This window comes from Paraburkholderia sp. JHI869, assembly GCF_038900775.1.
Lineage (GTDB): Bacteria > Pseudomonadota > Gammaproteobacteria > Burkholderiales > Burkholderiaceae > Paraburkholderia.
The window spans coordinates 184,538-206,116 of record NZ_JAYMSC010000010.1 but is presented as its reverse complement, the minus strand read 5'-3'; the positions used below and the strand labels follow the sequence as shown (position 1 = coordinate 206,116).

19 protein-coding genes are annotated in these 21,579 nt (G+C 61.7%); 7 read left to right on the top strand and 12 right to left on the bottom strand.

Annotated elements, in window-relative coordinates; all coding sequences use genetic code 11:
- Positions 1-72 precede the first annotated feature (72 nt).
- From VSR72_RS19025 to VSR72_RS19015, 3 genes are read right to left on the bottom strand one after another with little or no spacing between them, the layout of a single operon-like run.
- Positions 73-351: a hypothetical protein gene (locus VSR72_RS19025; RefSeq protein WP_342953896.1), complete on the bottom strand. Its 279-nt coding sequence runs from the start codon at positions 349-351 to the stop codon at positions 73-75.
- Positions 352-395: 44 nt separating this feature from the next.
- On the bottom strand, positions 396-1,355 hold the full coding sequence (locus VSR72_RS19020; RefSeq protein ID WP_342953895.1) for a fumarylacetoacetate hydrolase family protein: 960 nt from the start codon (positions 1,353-1,355) through the stop codon (positions 396-398).
- Positions 1,356-1,368: 13 nt separating this feature from the next.
- Positions 1,369-2,043 carry a cyclase family protein gene (locus tag VSR72_RS19015; RefSeq protein WP_342953966.1) on the bottom strand — a complete coding sequence of 225 codons (675 nt, stop codon included), beginning with the start codon at positions 2,041-2,043 and terminating at the stop codon, positions 1,369-1,371.
- 62 nt (positions 2,044-2,105) lie between these two features.
- Between VSR72_RS19015 and VSR72_RS19010 the strand changes: the two genes are divergently transcribed.
- A complete protein-coding gene (locus VSR72_RS19010) occupies positions 2,106-2,435 on the top strand; it encodes a hypothetical protein (protein WP_342953894.1) in 330 nt (109 codons plus the stop codon).
- A gap of 192 nt (positions 2,436-2,627) precedes the next feature.
- Here the strand turns inward: VSR72_RS19010 and pobA are convergent, their stop codons facing one another.
- Positions 2,628-3,812, bottom strand: coding sequence for a 4-hydroxybenzoate 3-monooxygenase (gene pobA, locus VSR72_RS19005; protein ID WP_342953893.1), 1,185 nt, complete (start codon positions 3,810-3,812; stop codon positions 2,628-2,630).
- 173 nt (positions 3,813-3,985) lie between these two features.
- Between pobA and VSR72_RS19000 the strand changes: the two genes are divergently transcribed.
- Positions 3,986-4,858, top strand: a complete 873-nt coding sequence (locus tag VSR72_RS19000) for a helix-turn-helix domain-containing protein (protein ID WP_342953892.1) — start codon at positions 3,986-3,988, stop codon at positions 4,856-4,858.
- A 149-nt stretch (positions 4,859-5,007) separates the two neighbouring features.
- Here the strand turns inward: VSR72_RS19000 and VSR72_RS18995 are convergent, their stop codons facing one another.
- The 3 genes from VSR72_RS18995 to VSR72_RS18985 form a co-directional block, all read right to left on the bottom strand.
- Positions 5,008-6,183 carry a porin gene (locus tag VSR72_RS18995; protein WP_342953891.1) on the bottom strand — a complete coding sequence of 392 codons (1,176 nt, stop codon included), beginning with the start codon at positions 6,181-6,183 and terminating at the stop codon, positions 5,008-5,010.
- Positions 6,184-6,268: 85 nt separating this feature from the next.
- Positions 6,269-7,636 (bottom strand): aromatic acid/H+ symport family MFS transporter, encoded by a 1,368-nt coding sequence (locus tag VSR72_RS18990; protein ID WP_342953890.1) that lies wholly within the window; start codon positions 7,634-7,636, stop codon positions 6,269-6,271.
- A gap of 185 nt (positions 7,637-7,821) precedes the next feature.
- The gene (locus VSR72_RS18985) at positions 7,822-7,968 is read right to left on the bottom strand and encodes a hypothetical protein (RefSeq protein WP_342953889.1); all 147 of its coding nucleotides are present in this window, start codon (positions 7,966-7,968) and stop codon (positions 7,822-7,824) included.
- A 131-nt stretch (positions 7,969-8,099) separates the two neighbouring features.
- On the opposite strand from VSR72_RS18985, the gene VSR72_RS18980 reads away from it, so the two are divergent.
- Complete coding sequence (locus VSR72_RS18980) at positions 8,100-9,005, top strand: helix-turn-helix domain-containing protein (protein WP_342953888.1); 906 nt, start codon at positions 8,100-8,102, stop codon at positions 9,003-9,005.
- A 50-nt stretch (positions 9,006-9,055) separates the two neighbouring features.
- On the opposite strand, the gene VSR72_RS18975 is transcribed toward VSR72_RS18980, so the two are convergent.
- From VSR72_RS18975 to VSR72_RS18965, 3 genes are read right to left on the bottom strand one after another with little or no spacing between them, the layout of a single operon-like run.
- Positions 9,056-9,403 (bottom strand): NIPSNAP family protein, encoded by a 348-nt coding sequence (locus VSR72_RS18975; RefSeq protein ID WP_342953887.1) that lies wholly within the window; start codon positions 9,401-9,403, stop codon positions 9,056-9,058.
- Positions 9,400-11,142, bottom strand: coding sequence for an FAD-dependent oxidoreductase (locus VSR72_RS18970; RefSeq protein WP_342953965.1), 1,743 nt, complete (start codon positions 11,140-11,142; stop codon positions 9,400-9,402). The genes VSR72_RS18975 and VSR72_RS18970 overlap by 4 nt, the downstream gene beginning before the upstream one ends.
- Before the next feature lie 13 nt (positions 11,143-11,155).
- Positions 11,156-12,001: an SDR family oxidoreductase gene (locus VSR72_RS18965; protein WP_342953886.1), complete on the bottom strand. Its 846-nt coding sequence runs from the start codon at positions 11,999-12,001 to the stop codon at positions 11,156-11,158.
- 124 nt (positions 12,002-12,125) lie between these two features.
- On the opposite strand from VSR72_RS18965, the gene VSR72_RS18960 reads away from it, so the two are divergent.
- Positions 12,126-13,058: a helix-turn-helix domain-containing protein gene (locus VSR72_RS18960; protein WP_342953885.1), complete on the top strand. Its 933-nt coding sequence runs from the start codon at positions 12,126-12,128 to the stop codon at positions 13,056-13,058.
- A 22-nt stretch (positions 13,059-13,080) separates the two neighbouring features.
- Here the strand turns inward: VSR72_RS18960 and benC are convergent, their stop codons facing one another.
- Both benC and VSR72_RS18950 read right to left on the bottom strand, forming a co-directional pair.
- Positions 13,081-15,873, bottom strand: a complete 2,793-nt coding sequence (gene benC, locus VSR72_RS18955; protein ID WP_342953884.1) for a benzoate 1,2-dioxygenase electron transfer component BenC — start codon at positions 15,871-15,873, stop codon at positions 13,081-13,083.
- A 256-nt stretch (positions 15,874-16,129) separates the two neighbouring features.
- Positions 16,130-17,533, bottom strand: a complete 1,404-nt coding sequence (locus VSR72_RS18950) for a PLP-dependent aminotransferase family protein (protein ID WP_342953883.1) — start codon at positions 17,531-17,533, stop codon at positions 16,130-16,132.
- Positions 17,534-17,701: 168 nt separating this feature from the next.
- Between VSR72_RS18950 and VSR72_RS18945 the strand changes: the two genes are divergently transcribed.
- From VSR72_RS18945 to VSR72_RS18935, 3 genes are read left to right on the top strand one after another with little or no spacing between them, the layout of a single operon-like run.
- Complete coding sequence (locus tag VSR72_RS18945) at positions 17,702-19,111, top strand: DUF4147 domain-containing protein (RefSeq protein WP_342953882.1); 1,410 nt, start codon at positions 17,702-17,704, stop codon at positions 19,109-19,111.
- 1 nt (position 19,112) lies between these two features.
- Positions 19,113-20,387: an enolase C-terminal domain-like protein gene (locus VSR72_RS18940; protein ID WP_342953881.1), complete on the top strand. Its 1,275-nt coding sequence runs from the start codon at positions 19,113-19,115 to the stop codon at positions 20,385-20,387.
- 58 nt (positions 20,388-20,445) lie between these two features.
- Positions 20,446-21,567, top strand: coding sequence for a tyramine oxidase subunit B (locus VSR72_RS18935; RefSeq protein WP_342953880.1), 1,122 nt, complete (start codon positions 20,446-20,448; stop codon positions 21,565-21,567).
- Positions 21,568-21,579: the final 12 nt, after the last annotated feature.

The window sequence follows — 21,579 nt, the reverse complement described above, 5'->3', positions numbered from 1 at the left end:
TCTCCGTTGCGCGGCGCGCCAGAATTGGCGCGTGCTCGATGGATGCAAGCATGCCTCAAAGGGCGCCAGAAATTAGCCCTTGCAGCGTTGAGACATTGAACACGAGTCGTGAATAATCGCTTTCGACGGGAGCTCGAGCACACCACCCTGACACCTGATCGACCGATGAGACTGCGTCAGTTGGCACAGTCCGAAGTCAATGGGATTCGCGAGCACCCTTTCAAGCGTTTGCGGCTCGCTGAAATCGCCGGCAAGCGACGTAACACGGGCATCGTCGCTCATCGCGCCGGGATACTGCCCGACCAGCGCGGACCCGACGAATCCGCCGGCCCCGGTCACCTGCACTCTCATGCCCCGTTCCCGCGTTCGTCACTGCTCTGCGCACGCACTACCCGCTAATCGATCGCACCGAATGGCGCGCTGCCCTCCTCGTCGCGCGCCACCATCCTCACCCAGTCGCCGAAATGCATGAAGCCCGTGCGCACCACGCCCTCGTCGATCATCTCGATCACCCGCCGCTCGGCAATGCACGCGGAGCCTGCGCTGCGATCCACGTTCGACACGGTGCCAGACCCGATGATCGAGCCCGCAGCAAGAACGCGCGTACGTGCCGCGTGGGCGATGAGTTCGTCAAAGCTGAAGTTCATCTCGCGTCCATGCGGATGACCAAACGGGTTGCCGTTCCACTCGACATTCAGGTGCAGTTGCACGCGCCCGTCACGCCAGTCGACGCCGAGTTCGTCGGGCGTGATGGCAACGGGCGCAAACGCCGTGGAAGGCTTGGCCTGCAAGAACCCGAAGCCTGTCTTCATCTCGCGCGGTCCGTATGCCCGCAAACTCCAGTCGTTGATCTGCACGAGAAGGCGGATGTGCTTCATCGCGTCCGCTGCCGTTGCGCCCATCGGCACCTGACTCACCACAACGCCGAATTCGCCCTCGAAATCGATGCAATCGGCCTCGTCAGGCAACTGCACATCGCACAAGGGGCCGAGAAAATCGTCGCTGGCGCCCTGATACATCACCGGCACCGTATCGAAGTCGGGAATCGGCGGCGTGTTGAACGCCGGCTCCATCAGCCGGCCGTGGTTGAGAAAAGCCGAGCCATCGCACCACTGCGGGCTGCGAGGCAGCGGCGCGGCGCACGCGGCCGGGTCAAACGGGCGAGCGTTGGGCACGCGAGCCGCGTTTAACCCGTCGTATAGCGCCTGGAGTGCTGGCGCCACCTCGTGCCAGCGTTCGAGCGCATCGAGCAGCTTACTCGCGATGGGTTGCGCATCCACAGCCTGGCGCAGGGCGCGCGACACCAGCAGCAAACACCCATCCTTGCCGCCTTCGGGCAACGTTGCGAATTTCATCGTGTTCCTCTACTCACGGCGCGGCCGCCGTGCATTCGAAGATCGCGACGGCGCGCGTCCAGCCGGCAGATGCGCCGCGAATCTTGCGAGGAAAACAGCTGATCATGAAGCCGTCCGGAGGCAGAGCTTCGAGATTGTGCAGCTTCTCCAGGTGGCAATAGCCGATATTCCGCCCCGCCTTATGCCCTTCCCAGATCAGCGAGGTATCACCCGTCTCCGCGATCTTTCTTGCTGTATAGGAGAACGGCGCATCCCAGCTCCACGCATCGGTGCCGGTCAAGCGCACGCCGTGCTCCAGCAGGTACATGGTGGCTTCGTAGCCCATACCGCATCCGGAATTGACATAGTCAGCATGGCCATAGCGCGACCCTGCGCGCGTATTGACGACGACGATATCGAGCGGTTGCAGCACGTGGTCGATACGCGCCAGTTCGGCTTCGATATCTGCGGCGGTCACGACATAACCAACGGGACAATGCCGAAAATCCAGCTTGACGCCCGGTTGGAAGCACCATTCCAGCGGCACCTCGTCGATCGTGATCGAAGGCTTCGCCTCGCCATCGGGATAGTCCTCGGGTTTCGTGCCCGGCAGCATCGCCATGAATTCGGGAAGCGTGTCGGCGTGCTTCTGGCAGGTGATTTTCGGCGCGAGCGGCGGATCCGAAAGTATTTCGTTTTCCAGATAGATTTAGAGATCGACAAACCGTTGACCATCCCGCAGAGTTGCTGCTCACGGAAACGTTTTGCTGCGTGCTGTGGGAGCGAAGCCCGCTTGCGAAAGGCGAGCAAACGGCCGAGCGGTATCTGGAGGCGGGACACATCGTCGTCCAGACCGACGAAGTCCATTCGGCGCTGGAAGACGGCTTCATGCACAAGCACGGCATCGAGCGCAAGGTGGAAGTGACGACCTACAACTTCATGTCATCGGCCCAGTTGTTGCCCGGCACGAACCGGATGGCCACGATGCACCGCCGGCTCGCCCAGGAGGCGGCGCGCTGCCTGCCAGTCGAGCTGCGTGACGCGCCCGTCCCCGTGCCTGCGATGGAGCAGTCGATGCAGTGGCATAAGCATCGCACCTAGGACCCCGGTCTCATCTGGCTGCGCGGGTTGATCAAGGAAGCCGTCGTCCTGATGGATCCTTCTCATGATGATGCATGAGAAGGATCACTGCCGAGCGGAGTCTATGCACTCAGGAATCCTGCCAATCAATCGCGGCTAACCGGATTAGAAATCGGGACGGAGAAAAACCATCAAACAAACATGACTTCCGCTTCATTCAATCGGTTCGTATGGCAAACCAACGTAGTTTTCCGCGATCGTCTTGAGGCCGGCATCGGAAGTCGTGTAGTAATCGTAGTCGGTACGCTGCATGCGCTTGTCGAAGGCGTCGCGGTCCGAAAACTCGTGCAGGAGGTTCGTCATGAACCACGAGAAACGTTCTGCTTTCCACACGCGGCGCAGCGCGATCTGCGAATACTTTTCCAGTAGATCGGTGCGGCCGTCGCGGTAAACGCGATTCAAGATCCGATACAACGTGCTCACGTCGCTCGCGGCGAGATTCAAGCCCTTCGCGCCGGTCGGCGGCACGATATGCGCCGCGTCGCCAACGAGAAACAGCTTGCCGTACTGCATCGGCTCAACCACGTAGCTGCGCAGCGGCGCGATGCTCTTCTCGAGAGACGGACCGGTCACGACCTTCTCCGCCACATCCTGCGGCAGGCGCGTTTTCAACTCTTCCCAGAAGCGTTCGTCGGACCAGTCTTCGACTTTCTCGGCCAACGGCACTTGCAGGTAGTAACGGCTGCGAGTCGTCGAACGCTGACTGCACAGCACGAAGCCACGCTCGTGATGCGCGTAAATCAGTTCGTGATTGACAGGCGGGGTGTCGGACAGCATGCCGAGCCAGCCAAACGGATAAACGCGCTCGTAATGCGTGAGCACTTCCGCGGGGATCGTCTTGCGCGAAACGCCATGAAAGCCATCGCAGCCCGCGATGTAATCGCAATCCAGACGGTATGTCTCGCCGTTCTTTTCGAATGTGACGTAAGGCGCTTCGCCTTTTACTTCGTGCAACTGAACATTGGCCGCTTCGTAGATCGTGGTCGCGCCGCATGCCTCGCGCGCCGCCATCAAATCGCGCGTCACTTCGGTCTGGCCGTACACCAGCACAGACGAGCCGCCCGTGAGCTGCTTCAGGTCGATCTGGTCACGTCGCCCACCGAACACGAGTTCGATGCCGTCGTGAACCAACCCTTCCGCATCCATGCGCTCGCTCACGCCCGCTTCGCGCATCAGGTCGACCATGCCCTGTTCGAGCACGCCCGCACGGATTCGGCCGAGCACGTATTCGCCGCTTTGACGTTCAAGAATGACGTTGTCGATGCCCGCCTTGTGCAACAACTGTCCCAAAAGCAGGCCGGACGGCCCGGCGCCGATGATCGCTACTTTGGTCTTCATGACCTGTGTCTCCTGTATTTCTCTACGCCGTGACTTCTCTTTGAACCCTAATGACTAGCGCCACGGTTGAATTGCATTTTTCTAGAAATACGCGGCGCTGATAAGGCAATTTTTTCGATTAAAATTGGACTTTTAAAAAGTCCTGTGCGGGCCGATAACCCGGTGACGAATTCATGAAGCATCCGGCGCAGCACGACATCCCCGTCTTCAAGTTATACGGCGAAGGGCCGGACTGGAGCACGCTCGATTTGCTGCACTGCGAGTCGATACCCGAGCGAAGCAGCTTGCACGACTGGGAAATCCGGCAGCACAGGCACGCGGACCTCGCGCAAATCCTGTACGTTCGGAAAGGCGTGGCGCAGCTCGAAATTGAGGGCGAGAAGACAAGGATAAACACGCCATCGGTCCAGGTCGTCCCGCCGATGTGCGTGCACGGCTTCCAGTTCTCTCCGGAGGTCGATGGATACGTGGTGACCATCGCTGCACCGCTGATGAACTGGCTTCAGCAGCAAATCGATGCGCCGCGCCGCGTGCTCGAGCACCCGGGCTGCTATCCGGTCGGCAACGACCTGCCTTACCTGAACACGCTGTGCGGCCGGTTGAATCAGGAATACGGCCTTCCCGCACCTTCAAGGGACCTGATGCTCCGATCGCTCGTAAGCGCGCTCGTCGTATGGGTCAGTCGTCAGGATCAACAAGGCGAGGAAAGGGGCGAACTCCAGGATCGTGGCCAAGCCTACCTGAGGGCATTCTCCGGCCTGATCGAAAAACATTACCGCGAACATTTTCCGATCAGCCGCTACGCCGAACACTTAGGCGTGACGCCGGTGTATTTGAATATGGTTTGCCAGCGCATAGCGGGCAAAAGCGCCCTCGCCCTCGTGCATCAGCGACTGCTGCTCGAGGCCAAGCGCAGTCTCACCTACACCGCACTCAACATCAATCAGGTATCCGATTTTTTGGGCTTCACGGAGCCCGCGTATTTCACCCGGTTCTTCAAGCGATTCACTGGCGTGACGCCAAACGCCTTTCGCAAGCGCAAATAATTGCACTGTCGCCCGCATCGGGCTGCCGCGGCGCAGAGACATCAACACGAGCGCGCATCCCGGCGCGAGGCCATGCGCCCAGGAGATCCCCCCCAAGTGCGCGTGGCCGTTTGCCAGATGCAAGCGCCGCTGGTGCCTGCAGCAACGCGTCAGAACCTGTGGCGAATCGCGGCACGCACCAGCGCCTGGCGGGTGTTCGACGAGTCGCCGGCATTGCCGATGTTCGCCACTGCAGGCGCACCCGTGGACGACGTGCCCGCCGCGATCTGATACGCACCCTCGGCGTAGAGATCGGTTCGCTTCGAAAGAAAGTAATCGGCCATCACGCTGACCTGGTTGAAATGCTGATTGCCGACGTTCGCGCCATCGGACGTGCGAACATTGCTGCCCTTCGCGTAATCGTACGCTGCGCCAAGAATGAACGCCGGCGTGACCGACCACTTGACACCCGCATCGACGTTATTGAACCGCGCACTCGCACCACCCATTGCCACGATATTGCCGTACTCGATGTTCGACCACGACGCACCGATCTGCACCGGCCCAATCGTGTACAGCCCACCCGCTACCGCCACCTGATACGAATTCGCACTTCCATAAGCCTTGTTCAGGATGCCGGTCAACTGCGTTCCGCTGCCGTTGCTCGTGAAGAATCCCTGGCCCGCGGTCGCCGCGGTCGGATTCTTGAAATAGAGGTAAGCGGCCGCCAGTGTCACCACGCCGTTGGAGTATGCTGCGCCGGCCGAATAGCCGCCGTTGCCGCTGATATTGCCAGGCTGGCCGCCCACGCTCCAGGTGGCGCCAAACGTGAGTCCGTTGATGTTCGGGCTCGCGTATCGAATCGCATTGTTGGTGCGCAGCGAGTTCGCGGTGTTGTCGAAGTCGCCTGGATGCTGAAAAACTTCACTCGCCAGATAGCCCTGAATCGTGACCGCTTGCGCATAGTTGACGACCGAATCGTACTGCCGCCCCAGCGTGAGGTCACCGAAGCTCTGGTTGCTCAAGCCGACGGCTGCCTGCCGTCCGAACTGGAGTCCGCCTTGACCTGCGGCGCCCGAGTTCAGGTTCACGCCAGATTCAAGCGTGAAGATCGCACGCGTGCCGCCACCCAGGTCCTCGGCGCCCTTCATGCCCCAACGGCTGCCGTACATGCCGTTGAGCGAGTCGAGATACCACTTTTTCCCGCCTTTCGACGGCCCGGTGGCGACGTTGCTGTTGAACATGATGCCTTCGTCCAGCACACCGTACAGCGTCAGACTGCTTTGCGCCCAAGTCGATGCACCGTACAGACAAAGCGGGGCCAATGCGAGAAGCTTCTTTTTCATTTGTGGCTCTCCAAACCGGAATAATTTATTTGCATGCCTAATTATTTGAACAACAATTCACGACAAGAACGGCTCGTGACCGTGCCTAGTGCATCGGCACGCTTTGCTGTGAGGGCGTTTTCGAAGCGGCTGCGCCGCGCCCGATCATCACGAACAGTGCGCACGCGGACACCAGCGCCGGCACGGCAAGCAGGCTGAACACGGAGCCGATCTGCCATCCGAAGCCCATCAGAGCCGCGCCGACCAGTGCCCCTGCCACTCCCCCTATGCGCCCCACGCCTAGCATCCAGGCAACGCCAGTCGCGCGCCCGTGCGTCGGATAAAACGCGGCGGCCAGTGCGGACATCGACGTGACTGCGCTCGTGACCAATGTCCCGGTCAAGAAGATGAGCGTGCCGAGCCACAACTGGTGGCCGACACCGCGCCCCACCAGCAGGACCATGACTGCGGCGAGCACATACGTGGCCGCGATCACGCGATTGGCGTTGAGTCGATCCATGAACCAGCCGACACACAGGTTGCCCAGCACGCCGCCAAGCGGGAAAAGCGAGGTCATCAGGGCTGCACGCGCGCCGGAAAAGCCCGTGTCGCGAAACAGCGTGGGCAGCCAGTTGGTGAGCAGGTAATAGATCAGCAGGCCCATGAAGTACGCGAGCCACAGCATCAATGTCCCGAAGCGGTACTGTCGCGACAGGACGACGCGAATCGCCGATTCGCGCTTCGCGCTCACACCGCCCTCAGGCGCGACGAAGCGGCAGCCATCGAACGTCCTGCCGGGTGCAATACGGCTGAGGATGCGAGCGATTTTTGCGTCGGCGCGCTGGCTTACCGCCATGAACTGAACGGATTCCGGCAAGAGCAGGATCAGCAGAACCGTAAGCACGATCGGCCCGATGCCGCCCGCGACCAGCACGCTTTGCCAGCCAAAATGCGGAATCAGCCATGCAGACGTGAATCCACCGAGCGCAAGGCCGGTGGAAAAGCCACAGAACATCGTATTGACGACGACCGCGCGCACGCGTGTCGGCGCATATTCGGACATCAGCGTGACGGCGTTCGGCATGGCAGCGCCGAGGCCGAGACCCGTGCAGAAGCGCAGCACGGTCAGCGACTCGACCGTGCCGGCGAATGCCGCAGCAAGGCTCCACAGTCCGAAGAACGCAACAGAAAGCACCAGCACCGTCTTGCGCCCGAGCCTGTCTGCGAGCGGGCCGGCCAGCACCGCGCCGATGCCGAGTCCGACCAGCGCGGCGCTCATCACCGGACCGAGCGCGACGCGCGCAATGCCCCATTGCTGCACAAGCGACGGCGCGATGAAGCCGATAGCTGCCGTGTCGTAGCCGTCAGCGGCGACCACGAGAAAGCACAGCACCAGAATGACCGACTGAAATGGCGAGAACCGTTGGCCGTCAATGAAGGCCTGGGTATCGACGACGCGTTCGAAGGACTTCATTGCTGCCCTCCAGCAACGTGATAGACGAGCGGCGGCAACGCGCCGGCGATGCCGGCGCGATCGAGCGTTTCCATTGCGATGTCTCCAGAGATTAATGTCGTTCTATTGCGGCGCCGTACCCGCGGGTGCGGGACGACCGGTATCCGCAACGGCGCGCCGCAGCGCCGTTGCGTGAGAGCTTCGTTTCAGCGCCCGCACAGCGTGTGAGCGATGCGCGCGCAGCCGATGCCGCCCACCGCCTCGCTCACCTTGCCCGCCAGATTCAACCAGTCTGTGCGGCGCGTTCCCACTTCGTTAGTCGTGCGAATCTCTCCCAGGAAGGCATACACCAAGGCGTGACCTGCGTCTCAAACGAAGAATCCTCATCGATTCCGTCTGCCTGAAGTATAGGCAGACGACGCCGGCCGATCATGGACAAAACTGTGGATAAACAGGACAATCTGCACATGTGAGGGAAGGCGACATGAGGAAAATCCCTAGTTACGAGTTGTACGGAGAAGCATCGGCCGCGCGGCCGCCGTGGCACGATGCATTCAATTTCGAGTGGATTCCGGAACGCAGTCGGCCGAACGACTGGAACATTCCGGCGCACCGTCACGACGCGCTGCTGCAGTTTCTCTACATCCGCAGCGGCCATGGTCACGTCGTCATCGAGAGCGAAAAGACACCGTTTAATCCACCCTGCCTCGTGATCCTTCCTGCGCAGGTGGTGCACGGTTTCGCGTTTTCACCGGAGATCGACGGTCTTGTCGTCACGGCGGCGCAGCGCGCGCTGGAGTCCATCGCGAAGTCCCTTTCCTCAACGCTCGTCGCGGTTCTCCAGCGCCCCGCCGTGATTCCGGTGAGCGGGCCAGCAGCCAGCGACGAAACGTTGATGCCGCTCTTTCAAATGCTCGAGAATGAGTTTCGCCGTGGCGCGGCCGGTTATACGGCAGCGGGCATGTCACTGTTGATGGCACTTTTCGTACAGGCGGCTCGACTCGTCGACGATGCCAACGTGCCGGTGGCCGCGCTCGCCGCGCGGCGCAGCCAGCAAATCAGACGCTTCCGCGAACTGATTGCCCAGCATTTCCGTGAGCATCGCCCGGTCGAGTTCTATGCAGCCGCGCTTGATGTCACCCCGCCGCAACTCGGGCGCATCTGCCGCGAAGAACTCGGTTCGTCACCCACCGCGCTGATCAACGACCATCTGATTCGCGAGGCGCAGCGCGATCTGGTCTACTCGGGCATGACCGTCAAGCAGATCGCGCACAGCCTGGGATTCGAGGACAGCGCCTATTTCAGCCGCTACTTTCGCAAGCAAACTGGCGCCACGCCCCGCGAATTCCAGAGCTCTGCTCATCGCGATCTGGCATTGGGTCCGTCGTAGCGCGATACGCGAAGCGAGCCGAAGCCGGTGTGTGATAGCGGCATGTCGGTTTACTCTGCGACGCTACCCAGCGAAGCGGCACGAATGAGGCGCGTCTCCTGCGCCGTGATCAGATGCCCCGACGCCTTGAGATAGGTCGGGAAATCCGGATGCGTATCGCGTGCGAGGCACCGTCGTTCGTAGTCCGCAAGATCGTCATACCCCCACAGGTGGGTGAACTGGTTCTGCTGCCCCACCAGACTTGTCCAAAAGCCAAGCGGGTGCCCAAGCGTCTCGAGCAGGATCGGCATGGCGAGCCGGTCAAACACCTCGATGAACTCGGGCATCTTGCGCAGCGCGATGGTGTAGACCCGAAAATCCACGAGAGGCTTTGCCAGATACATTGGGCGCGTGATCATGCGTGTACCCTCTCTTTGCGGGACATGGCTTTGGTGGCGATGGCGTTACCCGTGATAAAGCCGAAAGTCATATTGGGCCCATGGGTGATACCGGCGCCCGGATAATTGCCGCCCATCACGCTGCGCCGGTCATTGCCGACCGCGTAAAGGCCTTCAATCTGGCTGCCGTCCGCGCGCAGCACCTCGCCAGTGACGCTGGTACTGAGGCCGTCAAACGTACCCAGATCGCCCATCACCACCTTCACCGCATAGAACGGGCCAGTCGATATGGGTGCAACGCAAGGATTGGGCTTGTTGTCGGGATCGGCGAGGTAGCGGTTGAACGATGTGCGGCCGCGATGGAACGCTGGGTCTTCTCCGCGCTCGGCGTCGACGTTATAGGCACGGACGGTCAGCTCGAGCGCATCGGGAGCAATCCCGCAATTGCGCGCAAGCTCGCCAATCGTCTCGCCCTTGATGAGGTAGCCTTTGCGCAGCAACGGCCCCACCGGCATCGGCGCGGGCTTGGCATAGCCCAGGCCATACTTGCCCAGCGCCACCTTATCGCAGATCAGCCACATCGCCGTTTCCCGCTCACCGTCGCAGGCACGGATCAGCGCCGAGCCAACATCGTGGTAGGAGTTCGATTCGTTGGTGAAGCGCTGACCGCTGCGTAGCACGCCGATCACGCCGGGCTTGTAGCGGTCGAGCAGATGCGGGAAGACGCCCGTGCGGCCCTTGCCAAAAGGAACCTTCGAGACAGGCATCCACGCCGACGCATCGGGAAAGCCAAGCTTCACGGCCCCACCCACCTTCTCCGCCATGGTCAGCCCATCGCCCGTATTGCCGACGGGCGTGGGCGAAAGATGCTCACCCCCGCGCTTCACATGGGGATAGACCTGCGCGATGCGTTTGAGATCGTGTGGGAAGCCGCCGCAAGCCAGCACGACGCCATGCCGTGCAGTGACGCGAAGGTCACCGTCCGCTGCGCTCGCGCGCACGCCGACCACCTTGCCGTTCTCGCTCAGCAGTTCCTTCACAGGCGTCGAAGTGTGGATCGGAATGCCGACTGCGAGCGCCGATTTCGCGAGCCTCGCAGCGAGCGCGTTGCCGCTCGTTACGTTGATCCCACGGCGGTAAAGCGCCAGTTCCTTGATATGCGTAGCCAGTCGTCGAGCCACATAGCAAAACGAAACAATCGACTTGGTCGCGCGGAAGAAGTGCTTGAGGTCCGCGTTCGAGGAATTGAACATCATTCCCATGAAGGTGATCGTCTCCAGCGGCGGCTTCAGGCGTTGCATGTCCTTGCCCAGCCCGCGAATATCATAGGGCGCGGCGAGGATCGAGCGGCCGATATCCGCGCCGCCTGGCACATCCGGGTGGTAGTCGGGATAGAGCGTGGGCACGAACTTCATCTCGGTCTCGCGCTCGAAGAACTCGACCATCTTCGGCCCGTTCTCGATAAAGCATTGGACCGCAGCGGCATCGTAGTTGCTGCCCGTCTCGCTCATCATGTATTCGCGCACACGCTCGACGGTGTCCTTCGGGTTCTGCTGCCGGCCATACTTGCTCAGCGGAATCCACAAGACTCCGCCCGACAGCGCGGTGGTACCGCCGAACACGGGCTCCTTTTCAAGCACGATGACATCGAGGCCGCGCTTCTTTGCCGTGATCGCGGTGGCGAGGCCCGCGGCACCCGATCCGACCACGACCAGATCGCAAGTGATCTCCTTGGCCATATCCACTCTCCTTTTCGTTATGGTGTGATGGCGCTCACGCAGCCGGGGTGGCGTTAAAGCCAGGGCGCGGAACCATGTCCATCAGCATGCAATCGAGCCCGCCGTCGACGAGCACCTCGGCACCATTGACGTACGCTGCAAGGTCGGAGGCGAGGAACATGGCCGGGCCGGCGAGGTCCTCCGGCTCGCCGATGCGGCGGCTCGCGGTGGCGGCGGCGCGGCGAGCCTCGAAGCCGGGCTCCTCGTAGAACTTCGCGGACAGCGCCGTGCGGATCATCCCGGGCAGCACGCAGTTGCTGCGCACGCCGCGCGGGCCCCATTCCGCCGCCAACTGCCGCGAGAGCAGCAGCACGCCCGCCTTGCTCGGGCTATAGGAACCGCTATTGGTCTGCGGATTGAGCGCAGCAATCGAGGCAACGTGGACGATACTGCCCTTGCCCGCCGCCAGCATGTCGCGCCCGAACGCGCGGGCACACAGAAGATAGCCGGTGAGGTTCACGGCGATGGCCTGGTTCCAGTCTGCGATCGAGACCGTCTCGAGCGATCCGGCGCGTAGCAGTCCTGCATTGTTGACGAGCACACTGGCCGAACCGAGCGCTGCACGAACCGCGTCGGCGGCTGCGGCAACCGAAGCCTCCTCCGACACGTCGCAGCCGAACGCCTGTGCCATGGCACCGGCTTCCCGGAGTTCGGCGGCGACCGCTTCCGCGCCGGCAAGATTGCGGTCCACAAGCGCCACGTGCGCTCCAACACTCGCGAAGGCGCGCGCGATGCCGGCACCAATGCCGCTACCCGCGCCCGTGATCACGCAGACCTTGCTGTCGAGGTTCATTCCGTAGGGGGCCGAGGCGGCTGCGCGATTATCAATTTGCTGTGCCATGTAATTACTTTCCCTAAAATTTTCCGTGCAATTACGCTTCCTGAAATCCGTATCGCCATTGAACGCCCCCAGCGCCTGTGGAACAATGGACAGAGACGACATATAACAGGACATACCGTGCATCATGGTCGATGACCAACAGCGCCGCCGGACCGTTCTGCACTTCGCGCTCTATGGGGCGGAAGCCGGCCAATCGTGGGTCGACATGGTGCATTACGAACCCATTCCCTTGCGTGCCGGCCGTTTCGACTTCGACATCAAGCCGCACGTCCACGATGCGCTGATCCAGGTGCTCTACGTCACCCGCGGGGGCGGCGAAACCTTCATCGACGGCAGGACATGGGAGGTTGTTGCGCCATGCCTGATCGTCGTGCCGGCGCACTCGGTTCACGGCTTTCGCTTCCGCAGCGACATCGACGGTCACGTCATCACCGCCGCGCAGCCCGCACTGGAATCGCTGGCGCTGACGGCCGCACCCGACCTGCTGGAATTCATGCGCACGCCGACGGTGCTGTCGGTCGATCCCGATGTCGAGCGCGGCACACCGCTGGAGACGCTTTTTCAGTCGATCGGGCGCGAGGCGGAGAGCCACGAGCGCTGGCAGTTCACCGCGGGCGCGGCACTGGCGATCGCCCTCTTCGTCAAGATCGGGCGCCTCAGCGAGAGCGCCCGGCTCTCGGCCAGTTCCGAGCAGCGGACAATGGCGGCGCGAATCGAACGGTTCCGCGCCCTGCTCGACCGCCATTGCCGAGAGCGACGGCCAGTCGCCACCTACGCCGAAGAGATGGGCGTAACCACTGGCCAGCTCTCCCGCATCTGCCGCGCCACTTTCGGCGTCTCGGCAATCGAGGCAATCGACGCACGCTCGATCCATGAGGCCAAGCGGCTGCTCGGCTATTCGAACTACAGCGTGAAGCAGATTGCGAGTGAACTGGGTTTTCAGGACGAAGCCTATTTCGGTCGCTTCTTCCGCAAGCAGACGGGATTGCGGCCTACCGAATACCGCCTGGCGGCCCACGATCGATCCTTGCCGCCTGAAAAGGCAGGAGCGGACTGAGTCGGCCGCCCCCGTATCCAGTTCAGGCCGATAACCCGCCCAGCTTGACGAACAGGTGCTCCGGCCCGGAGTTGGTCAGATTGTTGCCACGCACATACTGGATCGGCCTTGCCGGATCGAGCGCAATAGCGCCAATCTTGCGGGCCAGAGCCTTCGTCGCGATCAGCGTCTCCAGCTTGGCGAGCGGCGCGCCAAGGCATTTGTGCATGCCGTTGCCGAAGCCCAGGTGGCCGCTGGAATCGCGGTCGATATTGAACGTCTCGCCGTCGGCAAACTTGCGGCTGTCGCGGTTCGCTGCCGACAGTAGCAATCGCACCACCGCGCCCTTGGGCAGATCAACGCCCGCGACCGTGGTCGCCTCGGTGGTGATGCGGCTCACGCGCTGGACGGTGCCGCGATAGCGCGCGACCTCTTCGACGAAACGGTCGGCGTCGGCGGGATTTTCGCGGATACGTCCCAGCAGATCCGGCTGCTCGGCCAACATGCGAAATGCGTTGGCGACCAGGATGGTCGTCGTGTCGTGGCCTGCGATGAAGACGAAGGCACACAGCTCCTTCGCTTCCTTCTCCGAAAGCAGACCGTCCTTCCACATGCGAGCGATATGGCCGCCGATCGACTGGCTGTCGGTCAGAGCGAGCCGCTCCATCGCTTCCTTCAGGTATGCGAAGAAAGCCTGCGCGCTCTGCTCGTCGGTGCCGGTCCCCGGCGCATTGCGGGCGAGGCGCCCGAAGTAGCTAAAGGTCTCGTCCGACCAGAACTTCATCTTCTCCTCATCCTCGTTCGGCACGTCGATCATCGTGGAGATGGTCGAGATGCTGAGCGGGATGGCGAAGTCGTTGACGACATCGCCGCCGCCTTTGGCGATCATCGCGTCGAGCAGGTCCTCCGCCCGTTGCGCGATCTGCTCGACAAAAGGATCGAGCGCGAGCGGCAGAAAGGACGGCTGGACGACCTTGCGCAAGCGCGAATGGTCGGGCGCATCGAACAGCGTCAGGAACGTCAGCGGCGGCGGGCTCACGACCTCGGAGGAAAACAGCTTCGGGTTGCGGATCGCCTGGTAGACGTCGTCATAGCGCGAGAGGAACCACACGTCCGAAGTCGCCGACTGGCAACGCAGCACCGGCGCATGCTCGCGCATCCAGCCGTAGTGCTCGTAGGGGTCGCCTTGCGAGCCGTCATCGACCACCTTGAATGGCTCCAGGCCCTCGGGCCAATCCAGTTCGTGTGAATAGGCCGGAAGGGATTTGGCCGTGAATGGGCAAATCTGTGGCGCGCTTTGCGGCACGGCAGGCGGCGAAGAGGGAGGCGCTGCAGGCTTGGCAGGAGCCGTCTTGCCCTGCGCCATACGCTCCAGCGCGCGGCTCATCGTGGCCTTGGAATGGAGCGCATGCAGCGCGATCACGTCTCGCGCCTTGTTCAGGTCGCCCAGTTCGAAGGCGCCGACAATGTCCCGGTGCTGCTGGACGATGTCGCCGACGATCTCGATCTGGTCGGTCAGCGCGCGAACGATGTAGTCCTGCACGGCCAGTTGCCGGTAGAGCGCGATCAGCTGCGCGTTCCCGGAAGCCTCGATCGTGAACAGGTGGAAGGCGTGGTTTGCCTCGATGTAGCGCGCGACGTCGGTAAAACGCTGCCCGGATACGAACGGCGCCGTTGCCTCGGCAAGCTGGCGAAAGCGGATCAATTGCTCGCTCGACAGCCGGCCCAGGGTCAATTGAGCCGCCCCCAGTTCGAGCGCCATGCGCAGGTCGAAGGCTTCATCGACATCAACGGGCGCGATGCGCTCCTCGCCGGTCTGCACCACCAGGCCGGTGCCGGCGAACTTCTCGTAGTAGAAGTTGCGCGGCGCCAGCCCTTCGGACGAGAGATAGCTGCGCACCGCATCAACCATCGGCGGCGGGCCACAAAGGTAGACATCCGCGTCGCCGTCGTTGAGCTGCGAAGGGACGATGTGATGGGTGACATAGCCCTTGTGGGGATGGGTACTGTCGGGGCTGGCGACGGTGCATGCATAGGTGAAGTTCGGCAGGCGCTGCGCATAGGCTTCGAGCCGGTCGACGCCAACCAGATCCTCATCGTTGTTCACCCCCAGGATCATGTGGACCGGATACGGGCTGCCGCCATCCTCGACGATCTTGTCCAGCATCGAGAGGAACGGCGCGAGGCCCGTGCCACCCGCCAGAAACAGCACGGGGCGCTCGATGGGGCGCAGATAGAAGCCTCCCATCGGGCCGCGAAACTCGATTGGATCTCCGGCTTTGGCGTTTTCGCACAGCCAGGTCGACATCGCCCCTTGTCGCACGTTGCGCACGAGGAAGGACAAGTGCGGCTCGGACGGCCCCGAACTGAAGGAGTAGGACCGCGTCTGATCGGTTCCGGGCACGCGGATGTTGACGTACTGCCCAGGAAGGAAGCTGAGATCCGCGCGGTTCTCCAGTTCGACCGAGAAGGCGATCGTGCTGTCCGATGCTCGTTGGCAGGCAATGATCCGCCCATTGAAGGAGGACGGCCCCGTGCCGGACACATCGGAGTTCGTGGCGATCTGGATCACGCAGTCGGAACGGGGACTCATCTGGCAGGTGAGAACCTTGCGCTCGCTCGCCTCCTCCGGGCTGAGCGCATCTTCCACGCAGTCGCCCAGCACGTACTCGCCGGATTCGCAAACCGCCTTGCAGGTGCCGCACACACCGTCACGGCAATCGAGCGGAATATTGATCTTCGCGCGAATGGCGGCATCCGTGATGCGCTCTGTCTCTTCGCATTCGATGAAGCGGGTCACGCCGTCCTCAAAACGAAGTGTTATCTGATGGGCCATGGCGGTGTCTCCTCTAGGGGCGCGCGAGGCAACCGTGTTTCTCGCAAGCGCCCGGTGGGTTTAATGCCGCCAATTTAGAGCTTTAGCCGCGCACCCCTCAATGGACAGAGACGACGTTCAGCCGGACAAAACGTGCATCGTGGTTTATCACACGACCGCTGTCCGTGCTCGCCCCCCTCTCGCCATGTGCGACCGCGCTGTGTCATCGAGCATTACAGCCGGTTCTAAGTGCGTTTCGTACTTCAAAGCCGTGCCGCTAGCGCGCGATTGCCTTCTCCAGAAACGCATACAGCTGGTCGAAATGGGAGTGCGCCACGTTGAATCTCATCCAGCTCGTCGTTACGTTGCCCCCGTAGAAAAGCTTTCCAGGCGCGAGCACTATCCGCTCTCCCAGCGCCCGGGCGGCGAGTTCGCCCGCATCCCCTTCCCATCCCGCCGGCCTCGCCCAAACGAACATGCCTGCACGGGGTTCACAGAAGATTTCGAATCCGATGGACTCGAGGCGGCGGCAAACTCTCTCCTGTGCCGTGGCCAGCCGGTCGCGCAATTGCTCCATCTGCTTGCGCAGATGTCCCTCCGACAAGATGGAGTTCACCAATCGTTCCGTGACCGTTGGCGTGGACATGCCCGAGACCAGCTTTTGGTACAGCAACCCTTCGATCATGCTCTCGTCAGCGGCAACGAAGCCAACGCGCAAGCCGGCCCCGATCGTCTTCGAAAAGCTGCCGACGTAGATCACGCGCTTTAGCTGATCCATCGACGCGAGCGTGATCATCGGAGCTTGAACCAGACCTGCCGACACATCGTCTTCGACGATCAAACAGTCGAAGCGCCCGGCGGCGTTCAACACCTTGAAGGCGGCGGCGGAACTGTAGCTCGCGCCTGTTGGGTTGTGCAGGCGGCTGTTCGTGAAGTAAAGCCGCGGTCGATGCGTTTCGAAGACCGCTTCGATCGAGGTCACGTCCGGCCCCGAAGGCGTCATGGGAATCCCGACGCACTTGATATCGCGAAGTCTCAGCGCGACGAGCAGGTCGCTGTAGCAAGGCTCATCTACCAGCACGGTGTCGCCGGGCTGGGTGCACTGCCGGATGATCAGGTCGAGTGCCTGGTTGGCGCCCAGCGTCGTCATGACCCCGGCTACGTCCGTCGATATTTCCTGCTCGGCCAACTGGCGAACGATTTGGGCGCGCAGCGGTTCATATCCTTTTGCATGCCCATAGCCGAGCAGATTTTCCGACTGTAGCGCCGCTTGCCGCAGTGCCCGCGCGAGGCCGTCGCTATCGAACCAGGCATCGGGAAGCCAGCCCGCTCCGGCATGAATTGCGCCTTCATTCGAACCGGCGAAGTTTCGCAACGACCATCCGTTCGTGAGCTGCTCATCGAGCTTTTCGACCGCGAGGCGCGGCGCGTTCTGGCTCTTGTCGGAGACGTAGAAACCGGAACCGCGTCGCGCGACCAGCACCCCCTGCGCAACCAGCCGGTCGTATGCCTCCACGACCGTGAAAGTCGACACGTCATGCGCTTGCGCGAACGCCCGGATGCTCGGCACACGCATGCCCGGCCTCCAGCGCTTCTCCTTCACCTCATCGATGACGCCGTCCACGATCTGAAGAGTCAGTGGCGCGTCGGCATTCGCATTCAGGGTCAGGATGGGATTCATGGCGTGAAGGAACTCTGTTCGGGTAACTGTAGAGGCTTGGGTGCCTGCACAGTAAATAAACACCTCGTTGAAGTGTACATGGATCTGTACAGGTCCAAAACTTAAATTCGATTCCACGTGGCGTGAATCAGATTCCGCTTTCCTCACGATCGAATCGAGTACCCAGGCATGCAGAAAATCCGCAATTCCGATGAGCTCCTCTCGCAGGGCGACGTCGCTTCACGACGTATCGTGCTCGAGATCGCCGACCGCACTCTTGCGCGCCTCGACAGCTACCAGCGCATCCGCAGCCTCATGCGGCTCGAAGGCAGCGTGCTGCATATCGGCAAGCGCTCGTGGGATCTCGCGAAGAAGCGCCATGTGTATCTGATCGGCGCGGGCAAGGCCTGCAACCATATGGCGATGGCGGTCGATCATGTGCTCGGAGACCGGCTCACGCGCGGCATCGCCATCGTGAAGATTCACGAGGAGACGGACCGCTTCAACAAGACCGAGGTCTTCGTGGGCGGGCATCCGCTACCGAATGAAGAAGGTCATCGCGCTTCGAAGGAAATCATCGCGCTCGTGGACGCCGCGGGTCCCGACGATCTGTTCATCGCGGTCATCAGCGGCGGCAGTTCGGCGCTCATGTCGTGCCCGATCGACGGCATCTCGCTTCAGGACGAAATCGACACCACCGATGTCCTGCTGAAATCCGGTGCGGGCATCTACGAAATCAACGCCGTGCGTCGCCACATTTCCGCGCTGAACGGCGGCATGCTGGCCAAACGCATTCAGTCCGTCGGCGCCGAGTTGATCGGCTTCGGCATCAGCGATGCGGTCGGCTCGCCCGCAACCGGCGACATTGCCGTTCCCTACGCGGCATACAAGAGCACGCCGATCGGCCCCGATTTGACGACACTGGACGATGCGCGCTCGACCATCGTCAATCGCAACGTCGCCGAGCGTCTGCCTGCAAGCGTCGTCGATTACCTGATGCATGCGGGCCCCGAAGGCGAGACGCCGAAAGCATTCCCCGACAACACCTACTTCCTGCTCAACACGCTGCCCGACTCGTGCATCTACGCGAAGGAAATCTGCGAAGAGATGGGCCTGCCCGCGATGATCGTCTCGTCGTTCCTTGAAGGCGAAAGCCGAGATGCGGGGACGTTGTTCGCATCGATCGCGCGCGAAATCCAGACCTACGGCAATCCGCTCAAACCGCCTTGCGTTCTGCTGAGTTCGGGCGAGGTCACGACACACATCGCAGACAACAGCGTCATCAAAGGACACGGCGGTCCGGGTCAGGAGATGACCGTGAGCTTTGCGATCACCGCCGCGAAGACGAAAGGCGCCTGCCTGCTGTCCATCGACAGCGAGGGCACGGACGGCACGGCCCGGGTCGCGGGCGGCATCACCGATTCCACGAGCCTCGATGCGGCCGCCAAAAAGGGCATCAGCCTCTACCAAACGCTGCGCGAGCATAGTTGTTTCGAGGCGCTCGACGCAATCGATTCGGCCGTTTTCACCGGCAATACCGGCACCAATCTTTGCGACCTGAACATTCTCTATGTTCCGGCAATCAACGAGGGCAAGTAACGTGCAGGACAAAATCGCATCTATCCGGGCGCAGCAGATCATCGATTGCAAATGCCGTCCCGCTGTTGAAGTCGAAATCGTCACCGAGTCCGGCGCGATCGGGCGCGGCGCGGCGCCGACCGGCACGTCGGTTGGCATGCACGAATCGTTCGTGCTTCGCGACGGCGACAAGTCGACCTACAACGGCCTGAGCGTGCACAAAGCCGTCGATATCGTTCGCGATGTAATTGGCCCCGCCCTGGTGGGCATGGACGTGTTCGACCAGCGTGCGATCGACGAACGCATGATCGCGCTCGACGGCACGCCCAATAAGGAGCGTCTGGGCGGGAACACGATCTATTCGGTTTCGATCGCGGCATGCCGCGCGGCGGCGGCCGCGCGCGCCATTCCGCTCTACAAGCACATTGCCGGGCGAGACGTGAGAACCGTGCCGGTGCCATGCTTCAACGTCATCAACGGTGGACGCTACGAAAAATTCACGCAGGCGTTCAACGAGTTCCTGATCGTGCCGTACGGCACCGATAGCGTCGACTTCGCCATCGAAATGGCCGTGGCGGTGTTTCAGCGCCTCGGTGACGTCCTCACCGACTATCTCGGACACAAGCCGCAGGTTGCGAGCTCATATGGCTATGCCGCGCCGTCCGACGATCCCGAGGTCCTGCTCGAGTTGATGCAGAAAGCGATTGACGGCTGCGGCTACACGGGGCGAATTGCATTCGCGCTCGATTGCGCGTCGAGCGAAATGTACGACAAGGAATCCCGCACCTATCTTCTCAAGGGAAAGCAGGTTTCAACTGAAGACCTGATCGCGTATGCGAAGCATTTGACCGAGCGCTTCGACCTCGTTTTCATCGAAGACCTGCTCGACGAAAACGACTGGGCTGGCTACAGCGCCGCCGTTCAGGCGCTGCCGCGCACGATCGTCGTAGGTGACGATCTCACGGTGACGAGCCTGCCGCTGCTCCAGAAAGCCCATGAAACGCGGGCCGTCGATGGCTTTGTGCTCAAACCCAATCAGGTTGGCACCATCACCGAAGCGCTCGACGCTTTTCGCTTTGCAGAAAAGCACGACTTGCTTGCCGTCCCCTCCGGACGATCCGGCGGCGTCGTCGACGATGTCGTCATGGACTTCTCCGTTGGCCTCGAAGTGCCCTTCCAGAAAAACGGCGCGCCGCGCTCGGGCGAGCGCATCGAGAAACTGAACTTCCTGATGCGCGCCAACGCTCGAAGCCCTGGCTGCCGTTTGTACGACATTTCCTCGCTCCTTCGATTCTGATTCAGCCTCCCTTAGTACCGCGAAAAGCTTACTCAGCACTCTTCAAAAGGTCAGAAACATGTATCCGAAAATCGATTTCCTCTATCTCTCCGAGCCCGACATGATCGAAGCCGGCGTGCTCGATGCGGCACGCTGCGTGGATGTCTGCGAGGAAACCTTCAGCTTGCTCGGCAAGGGCGACTACCTGATGGGCGGCGCCAACCATAACAACCACGGCATGAATATCGTCTTCCCCAAGGAAACGAAGTTCCCGAATATGCCGGTTGCAGGCCCCGATCGCCGCTTCGCGGCCATGCCGGGATACCTCGGCGGACGTTTCGACGTTTGCGGCAACAAATGGTACGGCTCGAACCATGCGAATGCGCAAAAGGAACTCCCACGCTCGATCCTCACGATGATGCTCAACGACAAGGACACCGGCGCACCGCTGGCCCTGATGTCGGCCAATCTGCTCAGCGCTGCGCGCACCGGTGCGGTCCCGGGTGTCGCTGCAAAATATCTGACCAATCGAAACGCGAAGAGCGTGGCGGTCATCGGCTGCGGCCCGATCAACAAGGCGTGCTTCACCGCGATCATGACGCAGTTGGGCTCGGTCGAAAAAGTCGTCTGCTTCGACGTCTTCCTCGACAAGGCCAACGAATTTGCTAGCTGGGTCGAAGAGAAGTATCAAATCCGCGCCGTTGGCGTGGACGACGCCGAACAAGGCTTCCGCGACGCGGACGTCATCACGGTGGCGGCTTCGCGCCTGAAACCGCTTTTCTTCAAGGACGAGTGGATCAAGGCGGGCGCGACGATTCTGGCCTCGGGTCCCTTCAACACCGACGAGTCGTTTCTCACCAGTTGCAAGGTCGTGTACGACCATACGGCGCTGCAAGAGGCCTACGTCGAGGACGCCGTCGCATCGGGCAATAGAGACGCCTACTACAGCGGCGTGATTGGCGGCCCGCTGTATCGCCTGATCGATGCTGGCAAGCTGCCTTCGCTCAAGGACTCGACGGGACTCGGCGATGTCGTGAACGGCAACAAGAAAGGGCGCAATAACGCAGAAGACCGAGTCCTTTTCATCGCCTGTGGCATGGCCGTTTTCGACATCAGCTGGGGGTTCGAGCTTTACAAGAATGCCCTCGACAAGGGGATCGGCCAATCGCTGAACCTTTGGAACAAGCCGGCTAGTTTCTAAACGTCAAGCGCT

What these genes read in the sequence shown, in the direction of transcription:
- VSR72_RS18995 (WP_342953891.1), bottom strand. Translation starts at nt 6,183, where the DNA reads ATGAAAAAGAAGCTTCTCGCATTGGCCCCGCTTTGTCTGTACGGTGCA.
- VSR72_RS19000 (WP_342953892.1), top strand. Translation starts at nt 3,986, where the DNA reads ATGAAGCATCCGGCGCAGCACGACATCCCCGTCTTCAAGTTATACGGC.
- VSR72_RS18990 (WP_342953890.1), bottom strand. Translation starts at nt 7,636, where the DNA reads ATGAAGTCCTTCGAACGCGTCGTCGATACCCAGGCCTTCATTGACGGC.
- benC (WP_342953884.1), bottom strand. Translation starts at nt 15,873, where the DNA reads ATGGCCCATCAGATAACACTTCGTTTTGAGGACGGCGTGACCCGCTTC.
- VSR72_RS18965 (WP_342953886.1), bottom strand. Translation starts at nt 12,001, where the DNA reads ATGGCACAGCAAATTGATAATCGCGCAGCCGCCTCGGCCCCCTACGGA.
- VSR72_RS18960 (WP_342953885.1), top strand. Translation starts at nt 12,126, where the DNA reads ATGGTCGATGACCAACAGCGCCGCCGGACCGTTCTGCACTTCGCGCTC.
- VSR72_RS18935 (WP_342953880.1), top strand. Translation starts at nt 20,446, where the DNA reads ATGTATCCGAAAATCGATTTCCTCTATCTCTCCGAGCCCGACATGATC.
- VSR72_RS19025 (WP_342953896.1), bottom strand. Translation starts at nt 351, where the DNA reads ATGAGAGTGCAGGTGACCGGGGCCGGCGGATTCGTCGGGTCCGCGCTG.
- VSR72_RS19020 (WP_342953895.1), bottom strand. Translation starts at nt 1,355, where the DNA reads ATGAAATTCGCAACGTTGCCCGAAGGCGGCAAGGATGGGTGTTTGCTG.
- pobA (WP_342953893.1), bottom strand. Translation starts at nt 3,812, where the DNA reads ATGAAGACCAAAGTAGCGATCATCGGCGCCGGGCCGTCCGGCCTGCTT.
- VSR72_RS18945 (WP_342953882.1), top strand. Translation starts at nt 17,702, where the DNA reads ATGCAGAAAATCCGCAATTCCGATGAGCTCCTCTCGCAGGGCGACGTC.
- VSR72_RS18950 (WP_342953883.1), bottom strand. Translation starts at nt 17,533, where the DNA reads ATGAATCCCATCCTGACCCTGAATGCGAATGCCGACGCGCCACTGACT.
- VSR72_RS18980 (WP_342953888.1), top strand. Translation starts at nt 8,100, where the DNA reads ATGAGGAAAATCCCTAGTTACGAGTTGTACGGAGAAGCATCGGCCGCG.
- VSR72_RS18975 (WP_342953887.1), bottom strand. Translation starts at nt 9,403, where the DNA reads ATGATCACGCGCCCAATGTATCTGGCAAAGCCTCTCGTGGATTTTCGG.